Source organism: Microbulbifer thermotolerans (assembly GCF_001617625.1).
GTDB lineage: Bacteria > Pseudomonadota > Gammaproteobacteria > Pseudomonadales > Cellvibrionaceae > Microbulbifer > Microbulbifer thermotolerans.
In genome coordinates, this window is the sequence record NZ_CP014864.1 from 3,127,642 (window position 1) to 3,143,893 (window position 16,252).

The window sequence follows — 16,252 nt, forward strand, 5'->3', positions numbered from 1 at the left end:
TTCCCACATCCGGCAAAAAGGTGACATACATTTTATTCGACTTTTATGGTATTCCCACCTTCAAAATTTCATACTCTGCCGTCACAGGGTCTAGCTAGGCACTTGATTATTATCAATTACTCCTAAGTACATTGGCTGTTCAAAGCCAGAAAACTCCGGCTGCCACTCTATGTCACCTTCTACTGGGTTGTAGCGATACTCTGTAGTAGAGAAAACTATCTGAGCTCGATTATCCTTGCAGATATTTTTTAATCTGGTGATAAATGCTGCAAAATCTTTGGTTTCAATATCATGCTGCCGTGGCGTATCAAATATCAGGAATTCTATGGAGGTACACCCCATGGAAACAAACAGTTCAAAGAAGGCAGCCCTGAGAGCAAGGACTGTTCGCAAAAGTGTACTACCACTGAATTGGGATAATTTTTCCGCCCCAAACAAAACATTAAAATCAGAATCGACCGTAATTTCCCTAGAAACGTTCTTTGTACTGAGAACATCAAGCCATTCGATAATCTTCTTACGATAAGCGTTTCTGAATTCGAGAATTCTGATATCACCCGAACCCGCTCCACCTCCCAAAGAAGAGATATCGCCCTGAAGGCCTCTACGCTTATTCAATAGCTGAACGTAATTATGCTTTTCGGATTCGATTCTTTCCAGTACATCCTTTTTGCTTTGGCGATCAATTATTGATCGTGTTAATGCACTTATTGCAGCTATCAAAGACGTTGTTTGAGAATTCTCCTCATCCTTCGTTAAATTGGATTCAAGGGACGCAATTTCCTCATCGATCTTTCTTAAGCTCGATGTATATTCATCCAACCTTATTTCTTGAAATTTTGTGTTTCTATCTAAGTCTTTGATTTGATCACGAAGATAAAGCAAATTTTTTCCGTAGGAATCAGAACTTGATGTAAAAAGACCACAACCTGGTGCTGCACAAATTTCTTTAAAAGAACTGAACAGCCGTCTAGACTCTTCGTTAAGAGACAACGTATTAATTTCGATCTCTATTTCGTTCTTTATCTTATTGAATCCTGATATCCGGCTTTCTAGGTTCTTGATTGAAGCCAAGAGATTAAGCCGTTCATTCTGCTTCTCGCGAATTAGCCTTTGTAGCACATAATCGGCATCGTTCGTCGCATCAAAACTATTACGGAGCTCTTCGAACTCGCCCCTCAACTGCTCCAGCTCTTCCTCAACCTCCGAAACAGAAATGTTGCCAATATCGGATTGTTCTTCAAGTTTACGTATGAATTCCTCAGTATCGACGATTTGAATATTTACTAAATCAAGCTCTCTTTTCTTTTCTATGAGAAAACGCTTAGCCTCGAACGAGTGTTTTGGAGCAATTCCAAGCCCCAACCTTATCATCTCCGCGTATTGATCTTTTATGAAACTACCTGGCGACTTGTATGCACTCGTGTAACCAGCATCTTGGTCAATATAAAAGAGCGGCAGGAATGTTGAGATATACGGATAAGTAGGCTCATTATTATTGGTCGTCAACGCGAGCGATGATAGCCCAAGCCTCGAAAATAGGTACTCAGAAATCTCTTGTTCGTTATAGAATATGCGTGCTTCCTTGGAATCTTTTTCCGAAACTTCTATGTAAAACTTATCAGAAAATGACCTCTCGAAAGTAAAGAAACTCCCTTCATGCTCCACAGTCAAGCTCACTAACGAACATTTCGCCATAATATCGTCCCTGAACCGAACAGGGTATCCAAGTGCGAAGGCAATAGAATGAATGACAGGCGTTTTACCTGCGCCGTTCGGACCATATAGCTGGGTAATATCACTAGCAAACACGAGGTCCTTCGAACCCCAGCCGTCCTTTCCTGAAGGATGAATTTTTAATTTGACGAGTTTCATTCCAAATCCATTGCAATTTGTTTTTCTATTTGTAAGTCAAAATAATTTCTTTCAATTAGCTGGAGCGTATAACCGAGGTCTGATTGGGCATCTACCGCTTTTGATACGACCTTTTTCCCAAACTCAGTAGCTTTAATGCGGGAATCATGGCGGTCAACCTCAACAAGGCTTACTGCCTCAAGAAAGGTTAGCGCCTTAACTGTCCTCATCCTGAGATTTGCCGACCATCCCAAGTGTTGGGATGAACCTTTAAAGCCTGAAAACGTTCTCTCAAAACACTCACCAATTAACTGACCTAGTTCGTCTGACTTAGGCTTACGGCGTGTTTTAGACAACAAGAGGATAGTCATCGCGAGTAAGGGAAGATGGAACAGCGCCTCATTACTAAGCCGATGAGTTACTGAAGCGCTGAATTCATCTAGAGGCAATACAATTTCTCTTTCAGATGCTTCTTGGAAGAATTCTTCGTAATCCATTACGCGTTTCCTCTAACTAAAAATGAGAAAACAGCGCCGAGAAGGAGTTCACGATCAAGAGTGCCAGACAAGTCTTCGTTAACCAATTTTGACAATACTTTATCAATTCGACCTTGAAGAATTTTCAGCTCTTCTCCAGATCTAACCCACTCATCAGCATTTTTCTCTATTTCTTCAAGAATAAAGTTCAGATCGAACTCTGGAATAGTATGACGTTTATCCCTAAACCATATATCCCACCGCACCTTGCAGTCAGATACGAACTCTATCATTCGTTCTGACGCACCAGCCTTACTCATTATCCTATGAATAATCGAAGCATTCTTGATTGCTTGTGAATCGCCGCCATCTCTTAAACTCTTATATGCTGGTTTGGATATACTCAAAATATCGAGCATTTCGGAAAGACTAACGCCCGCTATATCATCGAGGTCCTCTTCATCGATTTCCTCTAGTAATTTTCCAAACGATTTCCGTTCAACAAGGGATATAAGACTGTTAAGGATTTCCTCACACTCTGAACGCTGCAAATCTATTTCGCTGTATTTATAGATAGTCTCTCTTGCTTCAGAGAAGAATTTATCATCATATGGATTCAAATATGCAAGATTTGATTTAAGCTGAAGCTTCTTAATACGCTCTATAATATCTTGATCTTCTATTGGCGTTTCTGGGCTTAAAGCTTCATTAAAATTTTCAAGCAGTAATTTATAATAGTTGTTATCGCTATCGTCCTGTATTGCATCACGCAGCCCTTCTAAATCGTCGTTCAAATGAATATTTGTGAGAAAAACAACATTACCACAGGAGTTCTCAAATCTGATAGTGTGGATAAGGAGCTTTCCAACGTAGCTATTAGCAATCTTGGCTGGTTCGCATGTCTTAGCACCTTTCCTCATCCCTAAGACATCATTTACAGACCATTGGTAATTCAACTTACCCTTAGTTTTGACCTGAAAGAAATTATATACATAGTTCCCATCTACATTGAGGCGAGACACGAAATCGTCTTGGTAATCACAATAAACCCGATCTAGCGCCTCATCCTCCAACAAAGACAAACACTCGAAAGCCGCTCCGCGAAACTGAGCTTGATAACGGGCAATGGTTTCCCTTCCAACGTTCTCCCGTGGCTCAACCTCATGAAGCTTTGGACTGCCGCTATTTTTTCCTGCCACGCTTATCTTCCTTCAGGAAAAATTCTTCGCTTTATGATACGCACTTCCCGATCCTTTTATTGATTCTTGATAGTAATTCAGTGTAACCACCGTATAACGCCCGCAGCACGCGCGGCTTTGTAGTGAAGGCGAAGCCGCAACGAAAAAGGCGTCGCCGTGCCTACGATTGTTAGGCATTTTAGTTTTGATCCCAACCATTGTGCTCCTCGCACCAATCATAAAGAATGATGACCTGCTCAAGCTCATAAGTTGCTCGGAAAAGATCTCCGTATAGCTTTCGGTCACTAAAATTTGCCATGCTTCGTGTAATAGCGTTGTTAGCTAAAAACTCATGTGCAATATAGTTCCTGTGATCAACCACTCTCTCAAGAAAAGCGATGAAGTCAGGACGCAACCCTTTATCTCTCAATTCATTTTTTACGCGCCCCAAGGTCCATCTTTCCATCGACTCTTCCGGGACATTGTACTTTCTTGTAAGTAAGGACTTTAATGCCATTTCAAGGAGCTGGGCTTTCCCCATGAACATTGCATAATTTTCTAAATGGCTCAGCCCTTTGTATTCCTCGAATTTTTTCAGCACTCGTTCTTTTATCTCTTCGCCAGACAAAGAAGGTTCATTTTCCATTCCTGACTCCATATCAGTTGCGCCTGCCTAACAGTTTTATTCAAAAGCCAGTGGCCCTATATCACCCTGCCCCTTGCCCACAAGCGCCTAATGCCACATACTGAAAAATCGCCGTTAAAATCAATGAGATAACCTACAGCTCGATTTAAATTCAGGAGTTAAACGAGCCAGACGCTCAGTTATCTTTTTATTTATGTGGCTCAATTTTTGTCACTACACCCTTTAAAGTAAACGACTTAGCGGCGGCTCATCGGTGAACAAGAGCCACTGGCTACTGAGCACGGACTTGATATAACTATCTCCGCAACAGGTAGTTTGTGAGCACCCACAAAGCAAAACGCTTTTGACGCCAGTCATATTGCAATATTTATTACTACACGGACAAGACTGTTTACATATACAGGCATGTCTATGACCCAAATGAGACACCAGTGCCAAGCACTGATCTCTCTCGATACTACGTTCTATTATTGTTGTGTCTCTCCTGGGTGCGCCGCGCATTCCTGTGTAGCTGCGATGGACACAGGGAGCTGGTCAAAGGAGATGCGGCATACATAATCAGCCAGGGCATCTCTGATTCATTCGTTTTCTGGTGGCAGAGATTCTTCGTGGGCGGATGAGAAGCTCAGGTGATAGGATGGATATTTCGAAACCGTCGGATACAGGGATGTATCCGCCGGAGCTACAGAGAAGTACTTGTGCGTTTTCGAAAAATCCATGCTATTGCCTGAGCGCCCCGGAACCCACCATGGTGTTCACGCGAAGTAATCAGAGGTTCCCTAGCTTATAGGCACTCATAATTTGGAGGAGTGATATACCCATTTGTCGGCAAGCAAATTCATCAGAAGTCCTCCGTAAGAATTCCACCGCAGCAACGACTAAATTAAGCACTGGCATTTATCCCGCTCCTGCGGCACCCTCGATCACTGGTTTTGCCATAAACGATCCTGTAATTAATACAGCGGTAACTTATGCAAGCGCAGTCCAATTGTCGCGATATCGTCCTGGTCGGCGGCGGCCACGCTCATGCCGTGGTGCTGCGGATGTGGGCGGAAGATCCTCTGCCCGGTGTGCGGCTGACGCTGGTCTCCCCCAAGGTTGATACCGCCTATTCCGGTATGCTGCCGGGCCTCATTGCGGGGCATTACCGGCCCGATGAAATCCATATCGACCTGGTGCGTCTCTGTCGCGCCGCCGGTGCTCGCTTTGTGCAGGCCCGCGCCCACCGCATCGATCCCTGCGAGGGCCGGATCTTCTTGCAGGGGCATCCGGATTTGGAGTACGGCCTGCTGTCTCTGGATGTGGGCGCAACGCCTGCACGCGATTTGCCCGGAGCGGAGCTGGCGATTCCGGTCAAGCCCATAGATCAGTTCCACCACCACTGGCAACAGCTGCAAAAGCGTCTGCGTGAAAGCTCCACATCCCTGGCACTGGGGGTAATCGGCGGCGGCGCCGGCGGCTGTGAAGTGGCAATGGCCATGGCCTACGCGCTTAAAACACAACATCGTTCACACCGCGTTCAGATACACTTAATCCACAGTGGTGACAGCGTGCCGGAAGGTTATCCGCCGCGAGCCCGCGATCTTGTGGCGCGGGAGCTGAACAGGCTCGGCGTGCATCTACACCGCAACTGGCCGGTTGGGGAGATCAGTGAATCTGGCGTGCGCAGCACCGAGGGACAACGACTGGCGCTGGATCATGTATTACTGTGCACCAGCGCCGCCGCGCCCCCCTGGCTGGCGGACTGCGGGCTGGCGTTGGACAAGCGGGGATTTATACGGGTGGATGAAAAGTTGCGCGCTCCCGGTTACCCAAATATTTTTGCGGCGGGCGATGTCGCCAGCTTCTCTGACAATCCCCTGCCCAAGGCCGGTGTTTATGCAGTGCGCCAGGGACCGGTGCTTTTCCACAATCTGCGCGCAGCTCTGTCTGGTAAAAGACTCCGGGATTTCCGCCCACAGAAGCATTTCCTGAGCCTGCTCTCCTGCGGAGACAAGCGCGCCATCGCGGTGCGCAACGGCTTCGCCCTGGCCGGTACCAGCCTGTGGCACTTGAAACACCATATCGACCGAAAATTTATGCGGCGCTTTAGCCAGCTGCCACTGCCCTCGTGACACTTACGGCTAAAGCACAGAGTAGATACGAGGCGCCTGCGCTGTTGTTGTAAAGCAGAGGAAGAAGTGAGTATGAAGAAGATTATCATTGTTGGCGGCGGTGCGGGGGGCCTGCAACTGGCCACACGATTGGGGCGCTATTTCAGTTTCACCCCCTACCTCAAACGCCGACGCAAATCCCCCGCCGCACAGGTCACCTTGGTCGACAAGAACCGCACACACATCTGGAAACCTCTGCTGCACCAAGTGGCAACTGGCGCCCTCGATTCCAGCCTGGACTCGCTCAATTACCAGGTACATGCGCGCAGCCACGGTTTTATTTTTCAGCTAGGCAGTCTGCAGAAGCTGGACCGCGAGCGCCGGGTGATTCACTTGGCGCCAGTCGAAGACGACAAAGGCCAGCAGCTGGTGCCGGCGCGAGAACTCGAGTACGACTACTTGGTATTGTGTATCGGCAGCCGCAGCAATGATTTCCACACCCCCGGCGTACACGAGCACTGTGTGTTTCTCGACAGCAGTGTACAGGCGCAGCGCTTCCATCGGCTGTTACTGGATCGCTTTCTGCAATTGGAAACACACACCGAAAAAAAATTGCAGATCGCTATCGTCGGCGGTGGCGCTACTGGTGTGGAGCTGTCTGCGGAACTGGTGGAAGCCTGCCGACAAATGGGAAACTACGGCCATATCCGCCGTAACGCCCTGGATATCACTCTGATTGAGGCGGGCCCACACCTGCTGCCGGCGCTGCCGCCCCGCCTGGGTAAAAATGCGGAACGCGAGCTGCGCAAGCTGGAAGTGCGTGTACTCACCGGCTGCACTGTAGCGGAAGCCACGGCCGACGGACTGATCACTCAAAATGGCGATAAGATTGCGGCCACCATCCGCGTTTGGGCCGCTGGCGTCAAGGCACCCGACTTCCTCGCCCAGCTGGACGGCCTCACCGTCAACCAAATCAATCAGATTAAGGTTAAACCAGATCTTCTGTCGGTAGACGATGATAATATTTTCGCCCTTGGCGACTGCGCCGACTGTATCGACGCGGTTGGGCAAAAAGTGCCGCCACGCGCCCAGGCAGCCCAGCAAATGGCGGGCGTGGCCGAATATAACCTGCTTGCGAAAATCGAAGGTCGCCCGTTAAAACCATTCCGCTACCGCGACCGCGGCTCTCTGGTATCTCTGAGCCAGCACACGGCGGTGGGCAACCTGATGGGAACCCTGGTCAAGGGCAGGCTCACCATTGAGGGGCGGATTGCCGGTCTGGCCTATCGTTCGCTATACCGCATGCACCTGGCTGCGGTACATGGATGGAGCAAGGCCATGCTTATTTATCTGGTGGGAAAAGCGAACCGCTTTGTCAAACCGCCGTTGAAAATGCATTGAGGAACCTCCCGGCTAGGGAGGGATGAGGAAAAAGGTCTAGGGAAGCGCTGATTAATACGCTTCCGGCAGGTAAAAACACTTCGAGGCCTGAGCACCTCGGAACCAATTCCGGCGTTCACATAAATTAATCAGAGATTCCCCAATGAAATACAGCCGTATCGTAATACTCACGGGGGCCGGTATATCCGCCGAGTCCGGTATCCGCACTTTCCGCGGTGCCGACGGGCTGTGGGAAAACCACCGCCTTGAAGAGGTAGCCACCCCAGAGGCTTTTGCGAAAAATCCGCAGCTGGTACAACGCTTTTATAACGAGCGCCGCAGGCAATTGCTTTCACCGGAAATTACCCCCAACGCCGCGCATCGGGCCCTGGCGCAACTGGAAAAACATTTTCCCGGGGATTTTCTGCTGGTAACCCAGAATATCGATGATCTGCACGAGTGCGCCGGCAGCCGCAACCTGATCCATATGCACGGTGAATTGCTGAAGGCCCGGTGCGCTATCAGCGGCCAGTGCTTTTCTATTCGCGAAGACCTGCACGTGGAAGCGGTCTGCCCCTGCTGTAAACGGAGCGGAACGCTGCGACCCCACGTTGTCTGGTTTGGGGAGATGCCACTGGAAATGGAGCGGATTTATTCAGCGCTGGCAGACTGCGATTTGTTTGTCAGCATCGGCACCTCCGGCAATGTCTATCCGGCGGCGGGTTTTGTCGAGTGCGCCAACAGGGCCGGCGCCCACAGCGTGGAACTGAACCTGGAGCGCAGCAGTGTCGGCGATGCCTTTGCCGAGCACCGCCACGGCCCGGCTTCGCAAGTTGTTACGGAGTTTGTTCGCGAACTTTTAGGAGGGCAGGTTCGCGACCATAGCGCTGCAGAATTGTAGTTACATGGCCACGGTCGCGGATGACGATATACAAACGATCAAATTCTGATTTTTCGTCAATCGCCGCGCCGGCATCCCCTCCGAGCAGGGCAACCAGTTGCGGCGTGGTGTTGCTGTGCCCCACCACCAGGCTGCGCCCGCCGGTTTGCAGCAGCTGTTGTGCAAATTCCCGCAGCACACGCGGATCGTAGACTTCTGGGGTCAATCCCAATTGGTTCGCCAGGGGCTCAACGGTCTGCCGGGTACGCGCGTAGTCCGTTGTAAATATCTTTTCAATACGGGCATCGCCCAGAACATAAGCCAGGTGTCGCGCTCTTTCCCGGCCCAGCTTGGCCAGTGCGGGATCGCGCTGGTCGCCGCTTGCACTTTTCTCTGCATGGCGCACCAGGTAAATCACCTGGGGCTCCACCTGTTCAGCCAGCTGTTGAGCCGCAGACCAGGGCGCGCCCACAAGAAGCACCATTACAATACTGACAAGACGTAGCATCAACGAGAATCCTGTTTAATTCAGCGGCCTGACAAGTGACAAACGGCGCCGATATGGATAGCGGTGAACCGATGGAGGAAAATAAAGAGAAAAATAATCCCGGTAACGAATTTTTCGATACCGGGATTCGATCAATGCGGAATTAGATTTTCCACTCTTTTACGGTTTCCAGGCCGTGCTCCTCAATCCACTGACTCAACTGTTTAGGATTACGCTTTTTCTTTTCCACAGTGGCGCCGGTATAGGGGTTGCGGTAGTGGCCGGTTTCCAACTTCGGCTCGCTGGATTTGCTGGCCGTGGCGCGGCGGGTGCGGCGGGGGGTATCGCTCTCCTTCTTCAGCACGCGGGCAACCCGGGACTTCAGGGTGTGAACAAAGTCCGGAGCATTTTCGTCGTTTAACTGGCTAACCAGCCACTCGACGATTTCCTTGCCGCGTACAACGAAGAATTCCTCTTCCACCATATCGTACTCGGCAGCGAGGTTGATCAGTGCCTTATCAAAGGCAATTGCGCCCTGTTTTTTGCGCTCCACAAGCGCCATCTGCTGCTGCAGCTCCTCGATTTTGGCCTGGTGTTCAGCTATTTGCTGTTCTATCTGTTCGTACTCGTGAAACATTCAATAAACCTCTACAACTGTTATTGATAATACACAACCAGTGCCCGTTATCAGCACAGAGTTTGCGATAGATCTCTTTGTGACATACGCTGCCCGGCCGATATAAACAGCGTTGCAACCTGTACTCACTCAATAGCGCTTACGCGATATATCGATGCGAATAACTGTATTACACGATAGTGCGCGGCACAAAAATGCGTTTACAAAACGACGATACCTGCCTGCCGCCAGCCGTAACGCAGCCGGACACTGCGCCAATAATAGCCAGTACAGGAAATAAGAGTAGCCGGAAAAGGGCCTAGAAACGGGCCCAAACCGCAATGTCGTTCATATTAATCGACCGAGGTCGCGAATAATAAGACTTCACCGGCAAATATCAACAACTTATTGCTATATTGTACCAATGCATATTCCCGGTCATATTCGATTAAACGATGACGGCGGGAAGATCGAGATAATCATTTCATGACAGTCTAGAAGCGGATTCAGTTCCATGTCCAAGACCCGAGATATTCATCATATGCCGACTCTTGCGGCGCTGATGACCCCTTTCCCCTACCATATCGATATCAACGCCCCCGTGGAGGAAGCCCTGGCTCAGATGGAGGCACACCAGGTGCACCACCTGCCGGTCACCCGCGACGGTGACCTGGAAACGGTCATTTCCCGGCGGGATATTGAACGCGCCCGGGCGCCGGGTCATCGTCTGGAAGAACAACAGCTGTATGTTCACGATCTCTGCGCCCGCCGGCCCTATATCGCCGATATCCACGACCCGCTGGACAAAATACTGCTGGCAATGGCGGAAACCGGCATAGGCTCGGTATTGGTGATGCGCGAAGGGGAGCTGGCGGGCATAGTAACGGTGACCGATGCCCTGCGTTTCTGCGGCGAATATCTGGCGGAGCTGACACAGCCGGTGGACGATTCCGTGGCCTGAGGGCGGACGGCACTTTCAACACGGCACTTCGATTCCCTTTTGCGAAGTACCAGCATTACAAGGGCCACACTTTCAGCAACACGGGAACGCTGACCAGAATGACCAGAATCTCCATCGGTAGTCCCATTCGCCAGTAATCGCCGAATTTGAATCCCCCCGGCCCCAGAATCAAGGTATTGTTCTGGTGGCCCACCGGGGTCAGGAAGGCGCAGGAAGCGCCGATGGCGACCGCCATCAGAAAGCTGTCAGGATTGGCATTCAGTTGTGCCGCCGTGGACAGAGCGATGGAACACATCACCGCCGCGGTGGCCGCATTATTCATAAAATCCGACAGGGTCATGGTCACCACCAGCAGTATCACCAGCGCAATCACCGGACTGCCCTGGGCGATCGTATCGAGCACTCCCTGGGCAATCAGGTCCGCCGCCCCCGTATATTCCATCACTTCCGCAACCGAGATAAGCGTACCCAGCAAAACGATCACCGAACCGTCGATAGACTCGTAAAACCCCCGCAGCGGCACCACCTTCAAGACCATAAACGCCAGGGCGCAGGTGGCGAAGGAAATGGCCGCGGGCAGCAAGCCGAAGGCGGCACCGCCCACAGCGATGGCCATGGCCACTAGCGCCACCGCGGCCTTTTCTTTATTGGGAATGCTGATATCCCGCTGGGCCAGCGGTACGCAGCCCTGCTCGTGGGCAAAGGTGCTGAGGGCCTCGTCCGTTCCCATCATCAGCAGCGCATCACCGGCCAACAAGGGCGTGGATTTGAGCCGGCGAATCGAGCGACGCCCCTGGCGCGACAGGGCCAGCAGGTTGATTTCGTAGCGCGTCGGCAGCCGCAGAAACTGCGCCGTGCGGCCCACCAGCGAGGAGTCCGGCATCACTACCAGCTCCCGCAGCTGTACATCGCCGTGCACTGTGCCGGACTTTTCCTTTTCTTTTTTCGGCGCGGGCGATTCCTGCTCGCGCCCGTCCCCCGCGCCATCTTTCCCACGAGTTTTTTCTTCCTCTTTTTCCTGCTCCCCGGCCAATTTCAACCCCAGACTGGAAATCGCCGTCGACAGGGCTTCGGGTTCTGCTTCCAGCACCAGAATGTCGCCGGCGTGTACCCGCTGCCAGGGAATGGCTGGAGACACTCGCGCATTGTTGTGTACCACGCCCACCACCTGGGCGTCCTCACGCTCCAAAATATGCATGATCTCACGCAGACTTTTGTCCGCCGCAGCGCTCTTTTCTTCCACCAGCGCTTCGGTCAGATAAGTGCCGGTATCAAAAGTCGCCGCCCCCGCCTGGGTACGAGCAGGCACCAGGCGCCAGCCGATCAGGGATACGAACATCACCCCCACCAGGGCCACCGCCAAACCCACGGGGGTAAAATCGAACATGCCGTAACTGCCGGCTCCGGCGCTGGCGCGGAAACCGGAAACAATCAGATTTGGCGGCGTGCCGATCAACGTAGTCATACCGCCGAGGATGGTGCCGAAAGAAAGCGGCATCAGCACCTTACCCGGTGGCAGCTGTTGCTTGTCCGCCACTTCGGAGGCCACCGGCATCAACAGCGCCATGGCACCCACATTGTTCATAAACCCCGACATCAGAGCCCCGAGTCCGGTCAGAGCAGCGATCGACAAAGTGGCGCTACCCCGCGTGGGCACCACGCGATGTGCCAGCGCGTCCATGGCGCCGGTATTCTGCAGCCCGCGGCTCAATATCAACACGCTGGCCACGGTTACCACAGCGGGATGACCAAACCCTTTAAAGGCATCTTCAGGTTGAATCAGGCCAGTAAAAACGCAGGCCAGCAACGACGCCAATGCCACCATGTCATGACGCCAGGGTCCCCAGATAAACAAACCGATGGTGACCGCGAGAATAGTAAGAATGGCCAGCTGATCCATTGTCATGAAAAATAGCGCCCCTGCTTTACCGCCGTTATTCAGATTACACTGCGGTGCTTATTCAAGAGACGGACGTTGCGCCAGAACACCGCTGATTACTAAAAAATTATTCCTCAACAATATCCCGCTGCTCGATGTGCGCGCGAAGGGCATCGACTATCCGCTGGTAGAAAGCGGCGACCAATCAGGCGCTGCAGGTGCTGATTGTAGAGACAATAGAGGTGCAGGCCAGCCGACAGCAGGAGGCCATGCCTAAGGAACCTCTGATTAATTCACTTTCTGGGGGCGGATGAGAAGCCCAGGGGACAGGATGGATATTTAGGAACTGTCGGATACAGGGATGTATCCGTCGGGGCTAGGGGAAGTGTTCGTGCATTTTCGAAATATCCACCCCATTGCCTGAGCGTCCCAGAGCCTACCATAGTGCTCACGCGGATTAATCAGGTGCTCCCTAAGCCTATATCCCGGTGGTGAACAGATTGCTCGAAGAGTACCTGATGACGTGGAGCAGTGGAGAAGTAGTGTTGTGCGGAAGTTTTGCCGAAGTGCCGGGCTGGCTGGCAGCCGCAGTCCGTGAAGCGCGCTGGGACGCCTCTATGCTCAGCGCAATTTGAATCGCCGCGCAAGCAGCCAGTCTCGCAGCCGCCGCGGCAACCAGCGGGCCATCCAGGGCAACAGGCGGCTTTTGTTGCCAATGCGCACCAATGCCGGCGGACGCTTTTTCAGTAGTTCCGCCACCAGACGTTTCGCCATATCCCGCGCCAGAGTGGCATTTTGTTGCGACGCCAGAGCACGGGCGCGCACTGCTTCCTCCTGCCGCTTGTACCAGGAGTCCGGGGCCAGCAGGCCGCGCAGAGAAACTTCCGCATGACGGCCAAACTCCGAGGCGATAGCGCCGGGCTGCACCGTCATCACGCGGATGCCGAAAGGCCGCAGTTCCAGGCGCAGCACATCCGATAAAGTGTGCAGTGCGGCCTTGGAGGCACAGTAGGCGCCGGAGAACGGGGTGGGCATGACACCGGATACCGATCCGATATTACAGATCAGGCCGCGGCGCTCAGATTTCATAAGGGGGGCACAGGCGCGAATCAGCGCCATGGGGGCAAACACATTGGTGCGAAACTGGTTTTCCAGGGTTCGGGTATCAAGCTCCAGCAACGGCCCCATCTGGCCAAAACCGGCGTTATTGATAAGGATATCCAGGCGTCCATAGGCGGTCTTGAGCGCATGCACCACGCGGTTGATATCCGCCTGGGAATTGACATCCAGGGCCTCAGTGGCAATGCCCAGGTCCGCCAGTTCCTGCAGGCTTTCCGGGCGCCGCGCGGTGGCGATGACGATGGTGCCGCGGCGGTGCAGCGCCAGCGCCAGCTCGCGCCCGATGCCGCTGGAACAACCGGTAATCAGTGCCACGCGGTCCGGCACCACATAACCTCGTCCGATTTTCGCCAGGCTCTCGGCGGCGAACGAGCGATCTGAAGGGCGAAACCTCGATGCCGGCGGTTTGTTCACGGGGAACTCCAGCTACTCCGCTTTGAAGTGAGGGTTTTCGATAATGCCAAAAATATTGCCGTAGGGGTCGAGAAATGTCGCCATGCGTATGCCCTCGCCCACGTCCACTATATCACTGTGCTGGCGCGCGCCCAGGGCGTTGATGCGCTCTACCTGGGCATCTATGTCGCGCACGCCCCAGTAGGCCACTACACCGTCGGCGCGGCTGATCACATTGCGCGCGTCCGGGTCCAGCCCCAACTCGTAGCCACCGACATTAAAGCCCACATAACACTCGGAATCGAAATAGGGCTCCTGCTCCAGCAGGCGGCTGTACCAGTCTTTTGCTTCAGCGATATTGGTGACCCCGTAGATCACAGTGCGCAAACCGAGAAACTGCCCCATATCAGGCTCCTGTCGATACCGCCGCTGGTGTCCGCACAAGACAGCCGCAAGCGGAAAGGTTAGCGCAGCTCCTGTTCCAGCTGCTCGAGCAGATCCAGCGGCTCCATCTCGATACCTTCGAGCTCGCGGTTCCAGTTGATACCCACCAGCAGTACATCTTCGTGCATGCCAGTGAGCCAGTCGTCCATAAACTCTTCCAGGTCGATAGGCACCACCTGGTATTCGGCCCAATCCCCCTCGACGTGTATTTCGGCAAACTCGCGCTGGGACCAGAAGGGCATCACCTCTGTCTGCGGGTATTTGACCGACTCGCACAGGGCAAACCCTTCATTGCCCTCCAGCGCCCAGACACAGCCCTGCGCAGCCGCTTCCGGCAAAAAACGCGCGCAGTTATGTTCGAAATCGTCACTCAGTGGTTCGATTTGCATGGGCGGACTCTCCAGGATTTGTGCGCAGTTTACGCCAGATTGACAGGAGCACCAACGGCCTCACCGGCCGCAATCGGGTTCATCGTGTTTTTTTGAAAAGCGCGATGGATTCCACGTGATCTGTGTGCGGAAACATATCCATAACGCCCGCCTTAACCAGTGAATAGCCAAGAGATTTCAGCTCACCGGCATCCCGGGCCAAAGTGGCAGGATTGCAGGACACATAGACGATTCGCTTGGCGTCAAATCGCGCAAGACGCCGCACCACTTCCAGGGCACCACTGCGCGGCGGGTCGAGGAGAATACCGTCGAAACCACCGGCGGCCCATGGGTGCGACTCGATCGACTGCGTCAGATCACAGGCGTGAAAACTAACATTGCGCAGTCCGTTCAAAGCGGCGTTATCCACGCCTCTTTGCGTGAGTCCGCCCTCGCCTTCCACCCCCACTACAGCGCCCGCGCGGCGCGCTAGAGGGAGAGTGAAATTACCGAGACCGCAAAACAGATCCAGCAGTCGCTCACCCGCCTGCGGATTCAGCAATTCCACTGCCCGCGCCACCATCTGCCGGTTGATAACGGCATTGACCTGGACAAAGTCCAGCGGATGAAAGCGCAATGTCAAATCAAATTCCGGCAAGTCGTAGGTCAGATAATCTTCTCCATCGCCGGGCCAGATTTTGTGGGCACTGGCCGCGTCCCTTGGCTGCAAGTACAGATGAATACCGGTCTCGGCGGCAAACGCCAGCCAGCGCTCGCGGTCCGCGGCCGTCACTGGTTTCAGGTGCCGCAGGACAATGGCTGCGGCGCTTTCTCCAACCACCACTTCCAGCTGTGAAAAATAGGCGCGCCCATCACTTTCGCCCACCAGCTGTTTCAAGCGCGGTATCTGAGCCGCGATCAGCGGGTGCAGCACCGGGCATTCGTCGATCTCCGTCAAATCGTTGGAACCTTTCTGACGGAATCCGAACACCAGCGTCTTCTTTGCTCCCCTACCGACAATGCGGATGCCAATACGCGCTCTGCGCCGGTATCCGAAGGGAGCGGCCACCAGGGGCGGCAGCAGTTCCGGGACCTCGATACCACCGAAGCGGGCCAGCTGATCCAGCAGCACCTTCTGTTTGGCTGCAATCTGTGCCTCTGGCACTAAATGCTGCAGCGAGCAGCCACCGCACAGATGCGCGTGGACACAGCGCGGCTCGCAGCGCTGCGGGGATGGTTGCAGCACCTCCTGCGCCGCCCCCTCGTCAAACTTCGAGCGCCGCGCGGAATAGCGGAATTTCACCTTTTCTCCCGGCAGTGCATTATCGATAAATACCGCCTTGCCGCTCACCCGGGCAATACCGCGCATGTCGTGGCTGAATTTTTCGATCTCCGCCTCGGCGCCCGCGGGCAGATTTTTTCTGGCGGGTTTCGGCGCTGAAAAGAAACGGGGCTTTTTAGCCATAAACTTACAGGGA

16 protein-coding genes are annotated in these 16,252 nt (G+C 53.1%); 5 read left to right on the forward strand and 11 right to left on the reverse strand.

The genetic code is table 11. The annotated features are described in order from the left end of the window. Nucleotides 1-90: 90 nt before the first annotated feature. The 4 genes from A3224_RS13010 to A3224_RS13025 all read right to left on the reverse strand — a co-directional run bounded on the left by A3224_RS13010 (nt 91) and on the right by A3224_RS13025 (nt 4,154). Entirely contained in the window at nt 91-1,875 is a 1,785-nt protein-coding gene (locus A3224_RS13010; RefSeq protein ID WP_067155455.1) for an AAA family ATPase, read from the reverse strand. Next, entirely contained in the window at nt 1,872-2,351 is a 480-nt protein-coding gene (locus tag A3224_RS13015) for a hypothetical protein (protein ID WP_067155458.1), read from the reverse strand. The genes A3224_RS13010 and A3224_RS13015 overlap by 4 nt, the downstream gene beginning before the upstream one ends. Beyond that, nucleotides 2,351-3,529 (reverse strand): dsDNA nuclease domain-containing protein, encoded by a 1,179-nt coding sequence (locus A3224_RS13020; RefSeq protein ID WP_067155461.1) that lies wholly within the window; start codon nt 3,527-3,529, stop codon nt 2,351-2,353. Before A3224_RS13020 ends, A3224_RS13015 begins: the two co-directional genes overlap by 1 nt. 178 nt (nt 3,530-3,707) lie before the next feature. Further along, a complete protein-coding gene (locus tag A3224_RS13025; protein ID WP_067157992.1) occupies nt 3,708-4,154 on the reverse strand; it encodes a hypothetical protein in 447 nt (148 codons plus the stop codon). Nucleotides 4,155-5,125: 971 nt separating this feature from the next. Between A3224_RS13025 and A3224_RS13030 the strand changes: the two genes are divergently transcribed. From A3224_RS13030 to cobB, 3 genes are all read left to right on the forward strand, one after another. Then, the gene (locus A3224_RS13030) at nt 5,126-6,268 is read left to right on the forward strand and encodes an FAD-dependent oxidoreductase (protein ID WP_067155464.1); all 1,143 of its coding nucleotides are present in this window, start codon (nt 5,126-5,128) and stop codon (nt 6,266-6,268) included. 72 nt (nt 6,269-6,340) lie between these two features. Next, nucleotides 6,341-7,648 carry an NAD(P)/FAD-dependent oxidoreductase gene (locus A3224_RS13035; protein ID WP_067155467.1) on the forward strand — a complete coding sequence of 436 codons (1,308 nt, stop codon included), beginning with the start codon at nt 6,341-6,343 and terminating at the stop codon, nt 7,646-7,648. A gap of 142 nt (nt 7,649-7,790) precedes the next feature. Next, complete coding sequence (cobB, locus tag A3224_RS13040; RefSeq protein ID WP_067155470.1) at nt 7,791-8,528, forward strand: Sir2 family NAD+-dependent deacetylase; 738 nt, start codon at nt 7,791-7,793, stop codon at nt 8,526-8,528. On the opposite strand, the gene A3224_RS13045 is transcribed toward cobB, so the two are convergent. Together A3224_RS13045 and A3224_RS13050 are read right to left on the reverse strand one after the other, a co-directional pair. After that, nucleotides 8,464-9,015, reverse strand: coding sequence for a SixA phosphatase family protein (locus A3224_RS13045; protein WP_067155472.1), 552 nt, complete (start codon nt 9,013-9,015; stop codon nt 8,464-8,466). The two genes, cobB and A3224_RS13045, sit on opposite strands and share 65 nt — an antisense overlap. Before the next feature lie 142 nt (nt 9,016-9,157). Beyond that, complete coding sequence (locus A3224_RS13050) at nt 9,158-9,631, reverse strand: hypothetical protein (RefSeq protein WP_067155475.1); 474 nt, start codon at nt 9,629-9,631, stop codon at nt 9,158-9,160. A gap of 493 nt (nt 9,632-10,124) precedes the next feature. Between A3224_RS13050 and A3224_RS13055 the strand changes: the two genes are divergently transcribed. Beyond that, nucleotides 10,125-10,571: a CBS domain-containing protein gene (locus A3224_RS13055; RefSeq protein WP_231902388.1), complete on the forward strand. Its 447-nt coding sequence runs from the start codon at nt 10,125-10,127 to the stop codon at nt 10,569-10,571. 55 nt (nt 10,572-10,626) lie between these two features. On the opposite strand, the gene A3224_RS13060 is transcribed toward A3224_RS13055, so the two are convergent. After that, nucleotides 10,627-12,477, reverse strand: coding sequence for an SLC13 family permease (locus A3224_RS13060; RefSeq protein ID WP_067155480.1), 1,851 nt, complete (start codon nt 12,475-12,477; stop codon nt 10,627-10,629). Here A3224_RS13060 and A3224_RS16970 point away from each other — a divergent pair. Further along, nucleotides 12,476-12,727, forward strand: a complete 252-nt coding sequence (locus tag A3224_RS16970) for a hypothetical protein (protein WP_139223206.1) — start codon at nt 12,476-12,478, stop codon at nt 12,725-12,727. The two genes, A3224_RS13060 and A3224_RS16970, sit on opposite strands and share 2 nt — an antisense overlap. 344 nt (nt 12,728-13,071) lie before the next feature. On the opposite strand, the gene A3224_RS13065 is transcribed toward A3224_RS16970, so the two are convergent. The 4 genes from A3224_RS13065 to rlmD form a co-directional block, all read right to left on the reverse strand. Continuing rightward, complete coding sequence (locus A3224_RS13065; RefSeq protein ID WP_082817526.1) at nt 13,072-13,983, reverse strand: SDR family oxidoreductase; 912 nt, start codon at nt 13,981-13,983, stop codon at nt 13,072-13,074. 12 nt (nt 13,984-13,995) lie between these two features. Next, nucleotides 13,996-14,367, reverse strand: coding sequence for a VOC family protein (locus tag A3224_RS13070; protein ID WP_067155482.1), 372 nt, complete (start codon nt 14,365-14,367; stop codon nt 13,996-13,998). A gap of 59 nt (nt 14,368-14,426) precedes the next feature. Next, nucleotides 14,427-14,795 (reverse strand): DUF2750 domain-containing protein, encoded by a 369-nt coding sequence (locus A3224_RS13075; RefSeq protein WP_067155485.1) that lies wholly within the window; start codon nt 14,793-14,795, stop codon nt 14,427-14,429. Nucleotides 14,796-14,874: 79 nt separating this feature from the next. Then, entirely contained in the window at nt 14,875-16,239 is a 1,365-nt protein-coding gene (rlmD, locus tag A3224_RS13080; protein ID WP_067155490.1) for a 23S rRNA (uracil(1939)-C(5))-methyltransferase RlmD, read from the reverse strand. Nucleotides 16,240-16,252 lie beyond the last annotated feature (13 nt).